The organism is Thauera butanivorans, assembly GCF_048398245.1.
GTDB lineage: Bacteria > Pseudomonadota > Gammaproteobacteria > Burkholderiales > Rhodocyclaceae > Thauera > Thauera butanivorans.
The window spans coordinates 2,778,087-2,794,574 of the sequence record NZ_CP183038.1; the positions used below are offsets into that span (position 1 = coordinate 2,778,087).

The 16,488-nt window shown below is 72.9% G+C and carries 8 protein-coding genes; all 8 read left to right on the forward strand.

Annotation, left to right across the window (positions count from 1 at the left end; all coding sequences use genetic code 11):
- Positions 1-7: 7 nt before the first annotated feature.
- From ACNQFN_RS13495 to ACNQFN_RS13530, 8 genes are read left to right on the forward strand one after another with little or no spacing between them, the layout of a single operon-like run.
- On the forward strand, positions 8-976 hold the full coding sequence (locus tag ACNQFN_RS13495; protein WP_068636662.1) for a hypothetical protein: 969 nt from the start codon (positions 8-10) through the stop codon (positions 974-976).
- Positions 977-985: 9 nt separating this feature from the next.
- On the forward strand, positions 986-3,499 hold the full coding sequence (locus ACNQFN_RS13500) for a methyltransferase type 11 (protein WP_418646763.1): 2,514 nt from the start codon (positions 986-988) through the stop codon (positions 3,497-3,499).
- A 19-nt stretch (positions 3,500-3,518) separates the two neighbouring features.
- The gene (locus tag ACNQFN_RS13505) at positions 3,519-5,204 is read left to right on the forward strand and encodes a hypothetical protein (protein WP_418646764.1); all 1,686 of its coding nucleotides are present in this window, start codon (positions 3,519-3,521) and stop codon (positions 5,202-5,204) included.
- A complete protein-coding gene (locus ACNQFN_RS13510) occupies positions 5,201-7,114 on the forward strand; it encodes a hypothetical protein (RefSeq protein ID WP_418646765.1) in 1,914 nt (637 codons plus the stop codon). The genes ACNQFN_RS13505 and ACNQFN_RS13510 overlap by 4 nt, the downstream gene beginning before the upstream one ends.
- Before the next feature lie 4 nt (positions 7,115-7,118).
- Positions 7,119-8,747: a hypothetical protein gene (locus ACNQFN_RS13515; protein WP_418646766.1), complete on the forward strand. Its 1,629-nt coding sequence runs from the start codon at positions 7,119-7,121 to the stop codon at positions 8,745-8,747.
- Positions 8,744-10,786 carry an ATP-binding protein gene (locus tag ACNQFN_RS13520; RefSeq protein WP_418646767.1) on the forward strand — a complete coding sequence of 681 codons (2,043 nt, stop codon included), beginning with the start codon at positions 8,744-8,746 and terminating at the stop codon, positions 10,784-10,786. The genes ACNQFN_RS13515 and ACNQFN_RS13520 overlap by 4 nt, the downstream gene beginning before the upstream one ends.
- Positions 10,783-13,089, forward strand: a complete 2,307-nt coding sequence (locus tag ACNQFN_RS13525; RefSeq protein ID WP_418646768.1) for an eCIS core domain-containing protein — start codon at positions 10,783-10,785, stop codon at positions 13,087-13,089. Before ACNQFN_RS13520 ends, ACNQFN_RS13525 begins: the two co-directional genes overlap by 4 nt.
- Positions 13,070-16,468, forward strand: a complete 3,399-nt coding sequence (locus ACNQFN_RS13530; RefSeq protein WP_418646769.1) for an eCIS core domain-containing protein — start codon at positions 13,070-13,072, stop codon at positions 16,466-16,468. Before ACNQFN_RS13525 ends, ACNQFN_RS13530 begins: the two co-directional genes overlap by 20 nt.
- The last annotated feature ends 20 nt before the right edge of the window (positions 16,469-16,488 follow it).

Genomic DNA, 16,488 nt, shown 5'->3' on the forward strand with positions numbered 1-16,488 from the left:
GAAGGGCATGAGCAAGCCCGACGACAACTGCGATGCCAGCCTCGCCAGCGACGGCCGTTTCGAGGAGGCGCTGAAGCGCGTGAGCCACCAGCCCGGCATGCTGCTCGGGCTGGAAGCGACGCGCGCCGAGCAGGACTACCACCGCCGCCGCGCGACGCGCCACGGCTACTGGCTGCACGGCGCCGGCACCGTGGCCGGCCTGCGCGTGAGCATGCGCGCGGAAGACCCCGGCAACGACACCGACAACGTGCGCGTGCGCCTGGTCGTCAGCCCCGGCATCGGCGTCGATGGCCTCGGCCGCGAAGTCAGCGCCGCCGAGCCCTACTGCGTCGATCTCGGCGCCTGGCTCACCGCCCAGTTCGAGGACGAGGCGGCGTGGGGCGCACTGATCCGCGACGGCTATGACGAACCCGGCAACCTGCTGTGGCTCAAGGTCACGATGCGCTACCAGGACTGCGCCAGCGGCCTGCAGCCGGTGCTGGCGACCGGGATCAATGCCGGCACCGATCCGGTGCAGCCCAGCCGGGTCGCGGACTGCGTGCTGTTCGAACTGGCCGCCGAGCGCCCGCAGGACGTCGCCGACGACGAACACCTCTTCGCCGCCCATGCCCGCATCCGGCCCTTCGACGAGATCGAGGACAGGCTCGGCGAAAGCGAGCGCAGCCGCATCGAAGCCGCCAGCGGCGGCGCGCGCGGCCAGCTCGAACTCGGCGCCCGCCTGCTGCATTCGCTCGGCGACGACAACCAGGCGCTGGTTGCCCGCCAGGCTTTCCTGACCGAGCCGGCGCTGCTCGCGCGCACGCTGCTCGCGCGCATCGCGATCCGCCTGACGCCGCCGGCGCCCGGGTCTGAGTCTGAGTCTGAGGCCGAGCTCGGGCCCGGCCTCGTCGTCAACCCGCGCCGCATCGAGGTGGACAACCTCGTGCGCCCCTTCCTGTTCAATGCCGCCGCGCTTGCCCGGCTGATCCGCGCGTAAGGAGCCGCCATGGCCACCATCCACTTCACCCCGCTGCGCACCGGCACGACCAACGCGGCCGGCGAACGCATCTCCAGCATCGACCCGCTGCTGTCGCGCACCAACTACTTCGACGGCCAGTTGTTGAAGGCCTCGGACCTGAACCGCGACCAGATCTACCTCGACGAACGCCTGCTCGAACTCGGCCAGGTCTTCGGCGCCGGCATCGTGCGCGGGCTGGAGCCGAGCCTGAAGTCCGGCCACGTGCTCGAAGTCGCGCCCGGCATCGCGATCGCGCCATCCGGCCGCGTGCTGCAGCTCAACGACACGCCGCTGACCATCGACCTGCTCGACAGCGGCCTGATCGCCACCCTCAACGACGGCCGCTTCCGCAGCCATGCGCGCGGCCTGTACGCGCTGGCGCTGACGCACGCCGAGATGATCGACGGCATCGCCGAGGCCTACCCGAAGGATCTTTCCGCGCCGCGCACGCCGCATGTTTCCGCATGGGCCGAAGGCGTCGAGCTGCGCCTGGTCCCGCTGCCGCTGCCCTTGCCGCAGCAGGACGAGATCGCGGTGCGCGCGAACCTCGCGCGCGAGCTGCTGGGCAGCGGCGAACGCCTCGCGCTGCCGTCCGACGACGCCGTGGCGCTGGGCCTGATCGCCGTCGAGCGCGGCCGCATCCTGTGGCTGGACCGCGGCCTGCTGCGCCGGCCGCAGCGCGCGCTGAACACCCCGAACGCGATCCAGCAGGATCTCGCCGCGCATTACCAGGAACTGCTGCAGGCGGTGCTCGCGGCGCGGCGCAGCAGCGGACTGCGCGGCGCCTTCGCCGCCAGCCAGTACTTCCGCGTGCTGCCGCCCTGGGGCTCGCTGCCGCAGGATTCGATCGACCCGGTCGGCGGCCGCCAGCAGTTCTTCCCCAAGGATTTCGAAGTCAGCATCGCGCCGCTGCGCCGCAGCGAACTGGCCGCGGTGCTGGCCGATTCCGCCCATCTCGCCCCCATCGACCTCGAACGCGACGCCGACTGCGACGTGATGGTGCTGGTGCCGATGAGCGACGCGGCCTTCGCGCTGCGCGCCCGCCAGCTCGAAGCGCCGGCCGAGGCCGTGCCGCGCGCGCTCGGCCGCCTCGCGCGCCTGGATCGCCTCGCGCTGCGCGTGCTGCCGCAGCCCCCCATCCACCGCATCGATACCGACGCTGACGTCTGGCGCGCGATCTGGGCCGAGGCGAATCCGGACGAAATCCTCTACGTGCGCCGGCCGCCGCGCACCGCCGAAACCGCCGTCAGCGCCGTCGTGCTGGCGCTCGGCACCACGCTGCCGCCGCCCTCCGCGGCCCTGCCGCCGGATGCCGCCCGGCTCGAAGACGAACTGGACGCCGCCCTCGAAGCCGCCGACACGGCCGAGGAAGCGCGCGGCGCGCTGGAAGCCGAAGCCGCGCGCCTGAAGATCCGCATCGCCGAACTGGAAAAGGCGGTCGCCCTCGGCGGCGACCAGCGCCTGGCCGATGCGCTGGCCGAAATCGAGCGCCTGGCGCTGGCGCTGGAGGCTGCGCGGAAGGAGATCGAGACGCTGAGATCGGACCAGCGCAACGCCGCCGTGCTCGCCAATGCACTCGAAGCCACCAGCGCGCAGATCGACAAGTTGAAAGCCGATCTCGACGCCGCGCGCGCCGAGATCGAGCGCCTGAAGACGGCCGCCTCGCCAATCGACGAGACGGTGAAGCGGCGCATCGACGAGCTTTCCGGGATGCTCGACGACGAACGCGCCCGATCCGCCGCGCTGAACAGGGAAGGCTCCACGCTTGCCGCCCAGTTGAAGGCCTCGCAACTGCAAATCGCCCAGCTCGAGGCCGAACTGAGGGAGGCCAGGATCAGGCTGGAAACGGCAGGCGGTACCGATGCCGATCTGAAGGCCGCGCGCGAGGAAATCGACAAGCTGAAGGCGGACATCGAAGCCGCGCTCAGGACGCAGGACAGCACCGGTGCCGAACTCGCCGATGCGCGCACCCGGCTCGAAGCCAGCCTCGAACGCGAAGCCAGGGGCAGTACGCGCATCGCCGAAATGCAGGCCGCGCTCGACAAGGCGGCAAGCGACAACAAGGCCCTGGGCGCCGAACGCACGGCACTGGAAGGCCGGGCGACCAAAGCGGAAGCGGAAGCCGAGAAGCTGAAGCTGGAGGCCGCGCGCGCGCCCGACCTGCAAACCATGCTGTCGCTCGAAATCCTCGCCCGGACGCGCGGCGCGGACGAAGCCGGCATCAAGGCCGCCGCCGCTGCCGACGCGCTGATCGGCGCCGACGGCAGCGCGCGCCTGGCCGCGGTGCAGATCGTCGGCCTGGCCGAACGCCGCACCGAGCGGGCGCTGTGGCCGAGCATGCAGGCCATCGCCAGGGCCGATGTCGCGCACTTCGAGAAGCTCCGCGAGCACCTGTTCAAGAGCGGCGGCGACGTCGATCTGCCGAAGTTCTTCGTCGCCGAAGGCAAGAACTACGGACTGGCCGCGGCCCAGATCAGGCTGTGGGAGTCGCTGATCGGCTGACGGCAAGGAGAAGCACATCATGGCCACCACGTCCTTCCTGCCGCCCGGCCTGCTCGCCGCACTGGCTTCGCGCCCGGCGCTGACGCTGCTGCCGCGCGTGCCGCCGTCCATCCGCCTGCACGAACCGGAACGGCGCGCCGGCGACCCGCGCCGGCTGAACCTCTTTGCCGGCCGCGCGCTCGGCGAGCGCGAGTTCGAGCGCCTGCAGGCCTATGTCGACGACCGCATCGCGCCGCTGCTGGCGAGCCTCGCGCCCGGCATCGTCGAAGGCCTGGCCACGGCCTTTTCCGGCAGCGGCGCGGACACCCGCGTGCGCGTGCAGCCGGGCCTGGCGGTCGGCGCCGCGGGGCAGTTGATCCGCCTCTTCCATCCGCTCGACCAGGCCTGGACCGACCTCGCCGCGCAGGCCGAACGCGACCAGGACAGCCCACTGCGCGACGGCCTCTTTCTGCTGACGATACGCAGCGCGGTCGAGCCCATCGACGACAGGGCCGCGCAGGAGCCCTGCACCCGTACCGAAGCCGACCCGCTCGCCGAGCGGCGCATCGAGACCGTGAGCCTGCTGGGCCTGCAGCGCGTCTCCGGCAGCCCGCGGCTGATGGCGATGCCGCAGGCGCGCGCGGCCAACCGCATCGGCGTCCGCCTGCTGCGCGAAGCGCCGTTCCGCGCCGACAGCGGCGCGGTGCCGCTGGGGCTGGTCAAGATCGTCGACCGGCTGCCGGTGTGGTTCGACCCGCTCGCCGGCCGGCTGCTGGCCGGACCGGACGCTGCCGCGCACACGCTGCTCGCGCACACGGTCGCGGCCCTCGAAGCCTGGCAGCGCGCCCACGCCGCGCCGCTGCCGGACGTGCCGACACAGACCCTCGCCGAGCTGCTGGGCCTCGACTACCTACCGGCCGCCGGACCGCTGCCCGCCGCGCTGCTGCGCGATCCGGCGGCCAGGGCGCCGTCGCTGGCCTTCCTGCCGGCCGACCTGCAGGTCGAGCTTGCGCCGGTGCCGGCGGGCACCATCGAAGGCGTGGTCACGGACGAACTTCCGCGCGGCAGCGTCGACCTGATCCACGGCCTGGGCGAGCGCATCCGCCTGCTGCTGGCGATTCCCGACCTCGACTACCGCCGCGACCTGTTCGACCTGCCGCAGCGCGACACCCGGCTGGAAGACGAGTTGTTCCGCCGCGCGGAAACGGCCACCCGCGCATACGAGGCATGGAAGCAGCAGTGGTACGCGCTGTTCCACGGCCTTTCCGCCGCGCAGTTGAAGGCCCTGCGCGCGCCGGGGCTGATCGCCTCGCCGCCGCCCGATCCCGGGCACTACCGCAACAAGCTCGTCAGCGACCGCGCCGGCAGTCTGCCGCCCGAAGAACTGCCCGAGCCCTATGCCAGCCACCTCGCCGAACCGCATCCCGCGCCGGAAGACTACGGCAGCGTCGCCTCCGCCGCGCCCGACGGCGACGGCCTGCTGTTCCAGCGCGAAAAGCTGCGCGACGACATCCGCCATCTGGAAGCCGCGCTGGACCAGAGTTTCCGCCTGCTCGAAGAGGTCAATGACTTCCTCGGCCTGCAGCGCCAGCAGCTCGATGCACTGACGGTGTCCTTCAGCGCGCTCGCCGGCGGCGTGGCCGGCGACGGCCTGGGCGCGCAACTGGTGCGCTGGACGACGACGGCCCGGTTCACCCCCGTGGTCAGGACGGAGAATCCGAAATGAGCGAACTCTTCAACAGCTTCGCCAGCGGAACGGTGAACGTCAACGAACAGAAGCTTGCAACGACACCGCAGACGGGCGCCTTCACCACCAACGCCCTGCTCTCCGGCGTCCTGCAGCAGGAAAGCCTGCTCTCGGCCGGCACGCTCGCCGCGCTCGGCACGCTGCCGCTGCAATTCTCCCAGCCGAAGGAACCGCTCACCGAGCCGGTCTTCAACAAGGCCCCCTCCACCGGCAAGGGCGTGCTGTCGCACGTCAATCCGATCAAGGACAGCTTCCTGAACGTGCAGCGCGAGCTGCTCGATCTGCGCGACAAGGCCGACACCCGCCGGAACCAGGCGAAGTCGCTGATCGACCGCGTCTGCGACTTCCTCGACGACCACCTGCAGCCGGCCGAACTGCGCCGCCTCGGCGTCATCGCCGACGACAGGGAGGCGCCCGCCTTCCGCCTGCGCATCGCCCCGGACCTGCACTCTGCCGCGGGCCTGCTGCTGCGCCCCCGGCTCGACCGCGCACTCGCCAAGCCGGGAGAGGCCGGGCTCGACGGCACGCCGCACAACGACGAATCGGCGCTGTTCTCGGCCGGCAAGACCATCGCCGACGACATCGCCAAGATCGAGGCGCTGCGCGGCGCGTTGATCACGCTGCGCCGCCGCCACCAGCAGACCGTCGAAGACCTGCGCGCCCGGCTCGCCGCGCTGGAAGCCGACATCCCCGGCGAGGTCCGCCAGCTCGACGTGCGCGAACGCGAACGCGCCGAAGCGCTCGACGACCATGCCGTCGCGCAGCGCCTGCTGGCCGAGCACTGGCGCGAGATCGAGGCCGCCCATGCCGAGCGCCGCCGCATCATCGAAAGCCATGTCGGCCTGTTCTACGTCAAGGTGCGCGAAACCCCGCTCGGCCGCACGCTGCCCGATCCGCTGGACCTGCGCCCGTCCAGCCCCGACGACCTGGTGCCCGGCTGCGCCAATCGCGAGACTGCCCTGCCCGCCGCGCTGTCGCCCTTCATGGAGGCGGTCTACGCCATCCCGGCCGGCGACTGGGCGGGCCTGCGCCCGCTCGGCCACCTGCTGCCGGGGCGGGAGATCCTCGCCGGCCTGGTCGACGCGCGCCGGCACAAGCTCGCGCTGCAGTTGAACCGCACGGTGGTAGCCGCCGCCTTCGCCACGCCGGTGCTCGCCGGACTGGCGCAGCAGAACGATGCGCTGGTGCGCGAAGTCGCGATGCGCCCCTTCGATGCCGCCGCGCTGACGGACCTGCAGCGCCAGGGCAGCGCGATCCTCGCGCTCGACGACCTGCTCGCCATTCCGTCGCCGCTGCTGCGCGAGCCGGCGCGGGCGCTGCACCAGCGCCTCGACGCCGCCGCCGGCTGCCTGCTCGCCCGCCTGCGCGCCATTTCGCCGTCCATCCGCCTCGACTGGGCGACGGCCGCCGAGGCCAACCGCCTGGCGGTCGACAGCCCGGAACGCTGGCCCGGCCTCGCCAGCGCCGAGGAGCGCGACTTCAACGGCGTGCGCACGCTGGTCGAACTCGTCGCCTGGTGGTTCCGCCAGCTCGACGCCGATGCCTCCGCCGCCGCGCGCAGCGCGATGCGCAACCTCGTGTGCGCCTGCCTGCTGCTCGCCGCCAGCGACGACCCGCAGCAACTCGTCCAGGGCAGCATCAAGACCCTCCCCGGCCGCTTCCGCCTCGGCGACGCGCTGCGCCTGACGCTGAACCGCGAGGCCGCACCGGGCACGCTGCTGCAGCTCTTCGACGACAGCCAGCGCGTCATCGCCACGCTGCGCGTCGACGATCACGACGGCCAGGGCACGCTGGCCTCGGTCGCCAGCATCCTCGATCCGCGCCTGGAACGGGAGCCGGCCGCGATCCTGAGCACGGCGCTGCGCATCAGCGGAGCCGACCGGGGCTGAGCGCATGAACGCCGCCGACCTCCGCCTCGGCCGCGTCGTGCTGCGCGGCACGGCCAGTACCGTCGCCCGCGCCCGCGCGGAGTTGCCGGCCGCGCTGGCGCGCAGCCGCTGGCCGGCAGCCGGCGACGATGCGATCCTGGTCGTGCGCCGCGTCGCCGTCAGCGGCACGCTGCCGGAACTGCCGGCGCGCGCCGCCGCGGCCACCGCGCAGATCGCCCGCCGCGCCGCCGATCCGTGGAGCCCGGCGGCCGACGGCGCCGAGGCGGTGCGCTTTCGCGATGCGCTCGACTACCGCGCCTGCCTCGCCCGCGATCTGCTCGCCGGCACCGCCGCGCGGCGCTGGCTGTGGCGCCATCGCGCCGCGCTGCCCGGCCTGCGGCCCGCAGGCGCGCTCGCCGCCCTGCTCGCGGAGGACGCACTGGCGCTGCCCGCGCTGCTCGACCACCCCGGCCTGCGCGCGGCACTGCCTGCGCTGTGGCGCGCGCTCGATGCGCCGGCCGCCCGCGTGCTGCTGCATGCCATCGGCACCGCGACCGGCTGGAGCGGCGCGATCGCCGCCGCGCTCGATCCCCCGCCGGGCAGACGCCGGGCGGCACATCAGGACGGGCCGGATCGGGACGCATCCGGGCGGGAACGGCCTGAATCGTCCGCACCGCATTCCTCGACGGCCAGCCCGGATGCGGACGTGACCGCCCATGCTCCGCCGCCCGCACCCCCTGTTTCTCCTGCCGGCGACGGCATCGCGGGCGCGCCCGACGGCACACCCCAGCCTTCAGCCCCCTACTGGCACGCGATGCCGGGCGCCCAACAGGCCATCGCCGGCCTGCCGCCAAACGATCCGCGCGCCGTGCTGCAGGCCGTGCTCGGGCTGTGGGCCGGCACACCAGCCATGCTGGGCGCTGCCAGCGCGGGCCAGGGTCTGCGCGATGCCGCGCACGCGCTGGTTCGTGCCACGCCCTCGGCACTGACCGCGGCCACGCCGGCGCCCCGCACGGCTCCAGCCGCTCCGTCCGCCACAGCGACGGCAAGGCCGGCCCGATCCCGCCCTGCGGACGAAGCGGCGGCTGCACCATCCGCCGCCCCCGCGCCGGAGCCGCCTCCGCTTTCCTCCAGCGCGGCATCGGCGATGCCGCTTCCGCCCGCCACAGAGCATGACTTCCTGACCCGCGGCGGCGGCCTCTTCTTCCTGCTCAACGTGCTGAACCTGCCCGCGCTGCGCGGCTGGCGGGCGGCGCTCGCCGAGCCACAGGCCGGCTGGCGCGAACTGGCACGCCTCGCCGTGCGCATCGGCGCCCCGACCGACCCGCCGCTGGCGGCCTTCCTGGCGGATGCTGGCGGCCTGGATATCGATACCGGCCCGGCCGCCGCGCTCGCCGCCCTTGGCACGGGCCACGATGCCGCCACGGTCGACGCCGCGGCCCGCCGTTTCCACGGCGATGCCGCGCTCGCCGCGTTGCGCGCCGAGCGCCCCGCCCGGGTACGCGCAACGGCCAGCCGCGTCGACATCCACCTCGGCCTTGCCGACGCCAGCCTCGACATCCGCCGCGCCGGCCTGGACATCGACCCCGGCTGGCTGCCCTGGCTCGGCCGCGTCGTGCGCTTCCATTACGACCGCGGAGGCTTCATGCCATGAACGCGCCCGCCCTGCACAACGCCCAGGCCGCGACGCCGCCCGACGCTGCGCGCCTGTCGCGCGCCTTCGTCCATGCCGGGATCGCCGAGTTCGCGCGGCTCAGCCTCGGCGCCCCGTCGGCGGTGTTCGACGCGCTGGCCGCGAGCCAGGCCGGCGACGAGCTCGCGACCCTGCTCGGCACGCCGCGCGACGACTGGCATGCCGCCTGCCTCGCGCTCGCGCGCACCGCGCCCGAGCTGCGCGGCCCGCTCGGCCGCCTGCTGGCCGACCTGAAGCTGCAGCTCCACGAATGGTTCGCGCTGGCGCTGTGCGGCGAGAACGAATCGAGCCATCTGCTGAACCTCGCGCTGGCGGAGCTGCAGGCGCCCGGCGCGCTGCGGCCCGGCCTGCATCTCGTCGCCGCGGCCAGCGCAGCGCTGTTCGGCGCCTCGCTGGCGCCGCTCGCGCTCCCCAACCACCGGCTGGTGCGCGCCGGCGTGCTCGACATCGTCGGCGACGGCCCGCTGCCCACGCGCACGCTGGCGGTCGCGCCCGAGCTGTGGGCGCTGCTGTGCGGCGACACCAGCGCCTGGCGCGACACCGCGCCGCTGCCGGCCAGCGACGTGGTGCTACCGCACAACTTCCGCGAACGCCTGCCCGCGCTCGCGGCCATGCTGCGCAGCGGCGTCGGCCGCCACGTCGTGTTCCGCGGCGCCCGCGCGGCCGGCCTTGCCGCCGCCGCGCGGCTGGCCGCCACCGTGGGCCGCCCGCCGCTGCAGCTGGAGGCCGCGGCCTGGGTTCGCCAGCCCGCGCTGGCGGCCGCCTGCCGCTATGCCGGCTGGCTGCCGGTGCTGACGCTCGAACTCGGCCCCGGCGAGCGCCACGCGTTGCCGGCCCATCCCGCGCTCGCGGTGCCGCTGCTGATCGTCACCGGGCGCGACGGCGCGGTGGAAGGCGAAGCCCTGGTCGAGATCGACCTGCCGCCGCTGTCGGCGCAGGAGCGCCGCGATGCCTGGCACGCCGCACTCGCGGCCGGAGACGGACGGCCCGGCGATGCCCGGCCTGACCCGCGGCTGGACGCGCAGCTGGACCAGTTCGCCGGCCACGCGCTGCTCGACGGCCCCACCGTGCACAGCCTCGCCGAGCGCATCCGCCTCGACACCGGCGTGCGCGGCGAAGCACCCACGCTCGCCCACCTGCGCCGCGCGCGCACCGGCTTCGGCAGCGAGCGCCTGCGCCAGCTCGCCCAGCCGGTGGCGCGCGAAGTCGGCGCGGACGAGCTGGTGCTGCCGGACGAGCTGCTCGAACGCTTCGATGCGCTGATCGCGCGCTGCCGCCAGCGCGAAGCGCTCGCCGAAGGACTGGGCGCGAGCCTCGCCGAACCCGCGCCGGGCGTGCGCGCGCTGTTCTGCGGCGAGAGCGGCGCCGGCAAGACGCTGGCCGCGAGCCGGCTGGCGACCGTGCTCGGCGCGCCGCTGTTCCGGGTCGACCTGTCCGCGGTGATGAACAAGTACATCGGCGAATCCGAGAAGAACCTGGGCCGCCTGCTCGACGAGGCCGCCGCGCTGGACGTGATCCTGCTGATCGACGAGGCCGATGCGCTGTTCGGCCGCCGCGGCGAAGGCAAGGAGACCGGCGAGCGCTACGCCAACATGCTGACCAACTTCCTGCTCACCCGCATCGAGCAGCACTCCGGCATCGTCGTGCTCACCAGCAACAACCGCGGCCGCATCGATGCCGCCTTCACCCGCCGCTTCGACGCCATCATCGAATTCCCGCCGCCGGGCGTGGCCGAACGCCTGCGCATCTGGCATTCGCACCTCGGCCGCCGCGCCCCCGACGCCGCGCTGTGCCGCCAGCTCGCGAGCTATTGCACCCTGCCCGGCGGCCACATTCGCAACGCGGTACTGCAGGCCGCGGCGCTCGACCCGGCCGGCGCCGGCAAGGGCGAGCCGCCGCCGATCTCCGCCGGGCACCTGGTCGGCGCGCTGATCGACGAATACCGCAAGATCGGCCGCAGCCCACCGCCGCAACTGCTGCATGCGAGGGGAGCATCATGAGCCGCCTGACACCCGGCCTGCGGCGCAAGCCCGCGCCCGCGCCCGACGGCAAGGCGCCGGACGCCACGGCCGGATCGCCGGCGGCCGGCAAGAACATGCCCGCCGCGGGCGCGCCCGGCGGCAGCGCCATGAAGCCGCAGGGCGGGCAGGCTGCCAACGCTGCCTCCGGCGAAGCGGCGAAGACGGCTCCGGGCACGCCGGGCTACCTGCAGGCCAAGCTGGCGGTGAGCCATCCGCAGGATGCCGAGGAACAGGAGGCGGACAAGCTCGCCGGCGAAGTGCGCCGCGCGCTGCGCCCGCCCGCGGGCGGCACGCAGGCCTGCGCGGCCTGCAGCGGCGCAGCGCCGCGCGGCAGCCTGGAACCGGCGATCACGCCGCCGAAGAAGGACGTGCTGTCGCCGAAGCTGTGGCGTTCAGCGGCGGCCGGGGAAGCGGGCAAGGCAGGCGCACCGGATGCCGACAAGGCTGTCGGCGAAGCTGCCGGCACGCCGCAGGCAGGCAGCGGCGGCGCCGATCCGCTCGCCGGCAGGACCGCGCCGGCCGGCACCGAGCAGCGCATCGCCGCGCGCCGCGGCCAGGGCACGGCGCTGGACCCCGATCTGCGCGCCCGGCTGGAAGCCCAGCTCGGCCGCGACCTGTCGGCCGTCCGCATCCACACCGATACCGAAGCCGATGCGATGTGCGTGGAAATGCACGCCCGCGCCTTCACGGTCGGCAACGACGTCTATTTCTCGGCCGGCAGCTATGCGCCAAGCAGCGACGCCGGGCTGGAACTGCTGGCCCACGAACTCGCCCACGTCGGCCAGCAGGCAGACGCCGGCGGCCCGCAGAGCGCCGCGCCCAAGCTGCAGCGCGACTGGTGGGACGACCTGTTCGGCGGCAGCGGCGGGCCGGCCGACCCGATGGCGGCGTGCAGGAATGAACTCGAAGAGGCCGAGGACTGGGCCAGGGCCGGGCCTTATCCGGCCGCGCCACGGACCATCATCGGCGCCGGCGGCCGTGGTGGTTTCGATGCGCAGTACACGACGGACCCGGCCGAAGGCAACGGAACGCTCGACATCACGCAGGGCGTTGCAATCGAGTTCAAGGACACGCTCGTCGTCAGTGGCGGCGCCATCGCCCCGCATCCGGACCTGCCGGCCACACCTGCCATTGCCGCGCTGGCCGCCCGTCTGAACGCGATTCCCATTCCCCTGCTACGCAGTGCCGTGCTCGCTTCCTACCAATGGACGCCGGCGGAACGCGCGCCGTGGATCGATGAACTGAAAACCATGATCGAAACGAGCTGGGGCGGTCGCCACAGCTTCTTCCTGAACAAGCCGCGCTGGAACTGGCTGGGTGCCGACGTGCGGGTCACGCTCGACATCGGCGCACGGGCAAAAGCAGCCGGCGATCACATGCTGACCGAGACGTACAAGATGCCGACTGGCGAGAGCCTGCGTACCTACGACATCGCGCACCAGGTCAGCCACGGCAGCGGTGCCGACGCCCACGATCAGACGATGCGGCTCGCCAGTACCACGACCGGCCCGAAAGAAGTCGACCTGCTGCGGGAGTCCGTCCAGTTCGGCGACAATTCCGACGTGCTCACGCCGGCGGCAAGCGCCGCGCTCGATGCCTTCATCAGGAGATTCAACGGCGCCACTGCCAATGCGGCGCACCAGGAAGTGCGGGTCGAGATCGTCGGCCATGCCAGCGCCTCGGGCAGCGAGTCATACAACATGGCCTTGTCGCAGCGTCGCGCACAAGCCGTGCGCGACTATCTCGCCAGCAACGGATTTGCGAATACGGCCTCACGCGTCACGCTCGACCCGCGGGGCGAAACCGAAGCCGATCAGAGCCAGCCCCGGCTCGGAAGCGACCGACGCGTCGATCTGATCGTCGACGGCGGCGAGCGCATGATCACCGCGGCCCACGAATGGGGCCACGCCTTCGGCCTCGGCGATGAATACGTCACCGGCGGTAGCAACATCGGCGACCCGGTCGCCCATGACGATCTGGTCAAGGCGATGACCGATGCAAGCGGCAGTCCCTTGCCGGGAGCAATCAGGGAGCACAACGCCGGCATCATGTCCCTGGGCAACGAGGTCAGGCCGCAGCACTACGCCACCTTCCACAACGCGCTGAGCACCATCACCGCACAGTCGCCCTGGTCGCTGGGCCTGCACAAGCCGAAATGGCAGGTGGCGATGGAATGCGGCGCGCCGTCGCCGCCGGGCGACTGGCCGACGCCGGCGCCGCGCGCGCCCGGCGGCATTCCCGGCGCACAACCGGGCAGCGGCGATGGAAGCGCCGTCGCCTAGATTCGCCCGCCGGCCGAGCGAACGGCCGGCGCCGGGCCCGCAGGCCCTTGCCCGCAGCGGCGGCACGGCGAGGGCGGCGGCCTCATCTCCGCACCCGGCCGCCGCGCCCGCGCCGCCGTCGACCCTGCCCGCCTACGCCGCGCGCCCCACGCGCCTCAGCCAGCCCGGCGAGGCCATCGAACGCGAAGCCGAAGGCCACGCCGACGCGGCCGCGCCCGCCAGCACGCCGGACCCCACGCCGACCGCGGCCCCCGCGCCGCCGCCATCGGCCGCCAGCGCCGGCAGCGACGCAAATCCGTCCCCGCCGGCACATGCAGCCGCCGCTGCCGCGGCCGGCACATCCTCCCCTTCGGCCCCGCCCGGAGCGGCCCTGCCCGCCTATGCCGCCGGCCGCGTCGAGGACCGCCGCGGGCGTGGCGAGCCGCTGCCCGAGGATGCGCGCGCACCGCTCGAAAGCCATTTCGGCCGCGACTTCGCCGACGTCCGCATCCACACCGATGCCGAGGCGGCGCGCCTGACGGCCGCATTGGGCGCACGCGCGTTCACGTCGGGGCGCGACATCCATGTCGCAGCCGACGCCTACGCACCGGACACGGCCGAAGGCCGCCATCTCCTCGCCCACGAACTCGCCCACGTCGTACAGCAGGATGGCCAGGCCGCTGCGGTGCTCGCGCGTGCGATCGAGCCCGAGATGCACACCCGCTACCACGAGAGCGCACGCACCGCCGCAGCCCTCGCGGCGCTTGAGCGGCTCGAAATCCCAGCGGTGAAGGCGCGCCATCTGCCGCTGTACAGCGGCCTCGCCGCGGCCGGCAATCTCAAGCGCGTGCGCGGTTACGGACGCGACGGCGCCGACCAGCGCTCGGTCTGGAACAGCCAGGCGCAGGTCGGCGCCGATGCGATCCGCGAACGCCTCGGCGAGCGCAACGTCCCGGTACCCGCCGATGCCGGCGGCCGCATCCGCCTCAAGCTGCACCGCGGCGCACCGCTCACGACGAAGCGTCTGTCCGAACTGCAGACCCTGCTGCGCATCCCGGGCTGGGACCGCAACGGCCGCAAGGTTCCGCAGTTCCAGGTCGATCACGTCGTCGAACTGCAGGTTTCGGGGCAGATGGGCTCGGGCGTCGGCAACAGCATCCAGAACATGGAGCTGCTGGACCAGCCGTCGAATTCGAGTTCCGGCGGCACGATACGCAGCGGAATCTACCGCAAGGTCGATGCCTTCCTCGATACTTTCGATCCCAGGCCGGACCGCAGCACTTTCCTGCGCCAGCACGACCTCGTGTTCACCGGCGTCGTCGCCACCGGCGCCGGCTCGGCCGCGGGCGCTTCGGCCTGGTGGACCAAGACCGAGATCGAAAGCGCCGAAGCGCTGGGCACCGCAAGCCCGCCGAGCCCGGCCGAGGACGGCGACACTCAGGGCTCGGCCGGGGAGTTCATCCTCACCTCCGGCCCCGGCGGCATCACCGTCGGCCGCTTCCGCCACAGCCCCGGCGCCGCGCCGGTGGTCGGCCGCACGCAGGCGCGCGCGCTGGCGGGTCTGGAAATCACCGCGATCAGCCTTGCCGACAACACCGGCAATCCGGAAGGGCCGATCGGCTCGATGGCGGCAAAGTGGGATCTGCCCCCCGACTGGCAGCCTGAAACCCCCGAGCTCACGGTCTCGCTGAACGGCGACGGCGAATACTGCGGCTACCCTTCCGCGCTGCCGGCGCTCAAGCTCGAATACAGCAAGCTCAGCCCGGTACTGTTCGAAAGCGTTTCGACCGAGGACGGCGAGCTTTCCGCCGAAGGCACGCTGACGCCGTCGATTCCGATCCTCGATGCGCCGATCACCGTGCGCCTGCGCGGGCGCGACCTGACTTTCTCGCTCGACTACGGCCCCGATCAGGTCAGCCTGCCGATCCCGCGCACCACCATCGACGACGCCTACGTCAACATCTTCTATTCGACCACGCGCGGCCTGGGTGCCGGCGGCCAGATCCTCTTCTCGATCGAAGGCGCGGGCAGCGGCGAGCTTGCCGCGTCGACGTCGACGACCGGCGGCCCCGTGTTCGAAGGCGGCTTCACCTTCGAGCCCTCCTTGTTCGACCGCGCCCGGGTGCGCGCATGGTGGCGCAACGGCCAGTTCGGCGCCGACGGCACCATAGGCATCGACACGCCGGACAAGATCCGCGGCATCGAAAGCGCGACCGCGACCGTCAGCGTCGACGAAGGCCGCTGGGCCTTCGCCGGCAGCGCGGCGCTTTCGGTGCCCGGCGTCGATGAGGCCTCGATCGCGATCACGCAGGGCGACAAGGGCCTGAACATCGCCGGCGACGTCCAGCTCGCGGCCAATCCGGCGATCCGCTCCGGCTCCATCCACGTCGAGTGCGAGCAGTCCGACGGCGGATGGAAAGTCTCGGCCAGCGGCACGGCGCAGCCGGCGATTCCGGGCGTCGATTCCGAACTCTCCGTCACCTACGACGACGGCGCCTTCGATGCCGGCTTCAGCGGCGCCTTCAGCCGCGGCATGCTGTCCGGCCAGATCAGCGCCGGCGCCACCAACCGCAGCATCGGCGAGGACGGCCAGCCCAGCGGCGATGCGGCACCCGGCGCGCCCATCATCGTGTACGGCAGCGGCTCGGCGACCGTGCGCATCGCACCGTGGCTGCAGGGGACGGCCGGCCTGCGGCTCGATCCGAACGGCGAGATCACCGTCTCGGGCGAAATCGCGCTGCCCGGCCAGCTCGAAATCTTCTCCAGGCTCGAATACGACAAGCGCCTGTTCGGCCTGTCGACGCAGATTCCGATCATCCCCGGCGTCGTCGCCGAAGTCGGCGGCAACCTGAGCGCGAACGCCAGCATCGGCCCGGGCGCGTTCGAGCGCTTGCGGGTCGGCATCGAGTACAACCCCGCGCACGAGGAAAACACCCACGTCACCGGCGACGCCCATCTCAAGGTGCCGGCGCAGGCCGGCCTCCGCCTGGGCGCCCGCGCCGGCGTCGGCCTCGGCATCACCGGCGCGAGCGCGACCGGCGGCCTGGAGATCGGCGGCACGCTGGGCATCTCGGGCGCCGCCGAGGCCGGCGTGCATATCGACTGGATGCCCTCGCAGGGCCTGGAGGTCGATGCCGAGGCGGCGCTCCACGCCCAGCCCAGCTTCCGCTTCGACGTGTCCGGCTACGTCGCCGTCACCGCGCTCGGCGCCAGCCTGTACGACGAGCGCATCGAACTCGCCGCCGTCGAGCTCGGCTCAGGCCTCGAATTCGGCGTGCGCTTCCCGATCACCTATCGCGAAGGCGAGCCTTTCGACCTTTCGCTCGACGATCTCGAATTCGAGATACCCGATGTCGATCCCGTCGCACTGGTCGACCAGCTCGGCGCGCAGCTTTTCTGACCCACCTGCCGCCTCGGCAG

Coding starts and splice junctions, on each gene's coding strand:
- ACNQFN_RS13495 (WP_068636662.1), top strand. CDS start 8: ATGAGCAAGCCCGACGACAACTGCGATGCCAGCCTCGCCAGCGACGGC.
- ACNQFN_RS13500 (WP_418646763.1), top strand. CDS start 986: ATGGCCACCATCCACTTCACCCCGCTGCGCACCGGCACGACCAACGCG.
- ACNQFN_RS13505 (WP_418646764.1), top strand. CDS start 3,519: ATGGCCACCACGTCCTTCCTGCCGCCCGGCCTGCTCGCCGCACTGGCT.
- ACNQFN_RS13510 (WP_418646765.1), top strand. CDS start 5,201: ATGAGCGAACTCTTCAACAGCTTCGCCAGCGGAACGGTGAACGTCAAC.
- ACNQFN_RS13515 (WP_418646766.1), top strand. CDS start 7,119: ATGAACGCCGCCGACCTCCGCCTCGGCCGCGTCGTGCTGCGCGGCACG.
- ACNQFN_RS13520 (WP_418646767.1), top strand. CDS start 8,744: ATGAACGCGCCCGCCCTGCACAACGCCCAGGCCGCGACGCCGCCCGAC.
- ACNQFN_RS13525 (WP_418646768.1), top strand. CDS start 10,783: ATGAGCCGCCTGACACCCGGCCTGCGGCGCAAGCCCGCGCCCGCGCCC.
- ACNQFN_RS13530 (WP_418646769.1), top strand. CDS start 13,070: ATGGAAGCGCCGTCGCCTAGATTCGCCCGCCGGCCGAGCGAACGGCCG.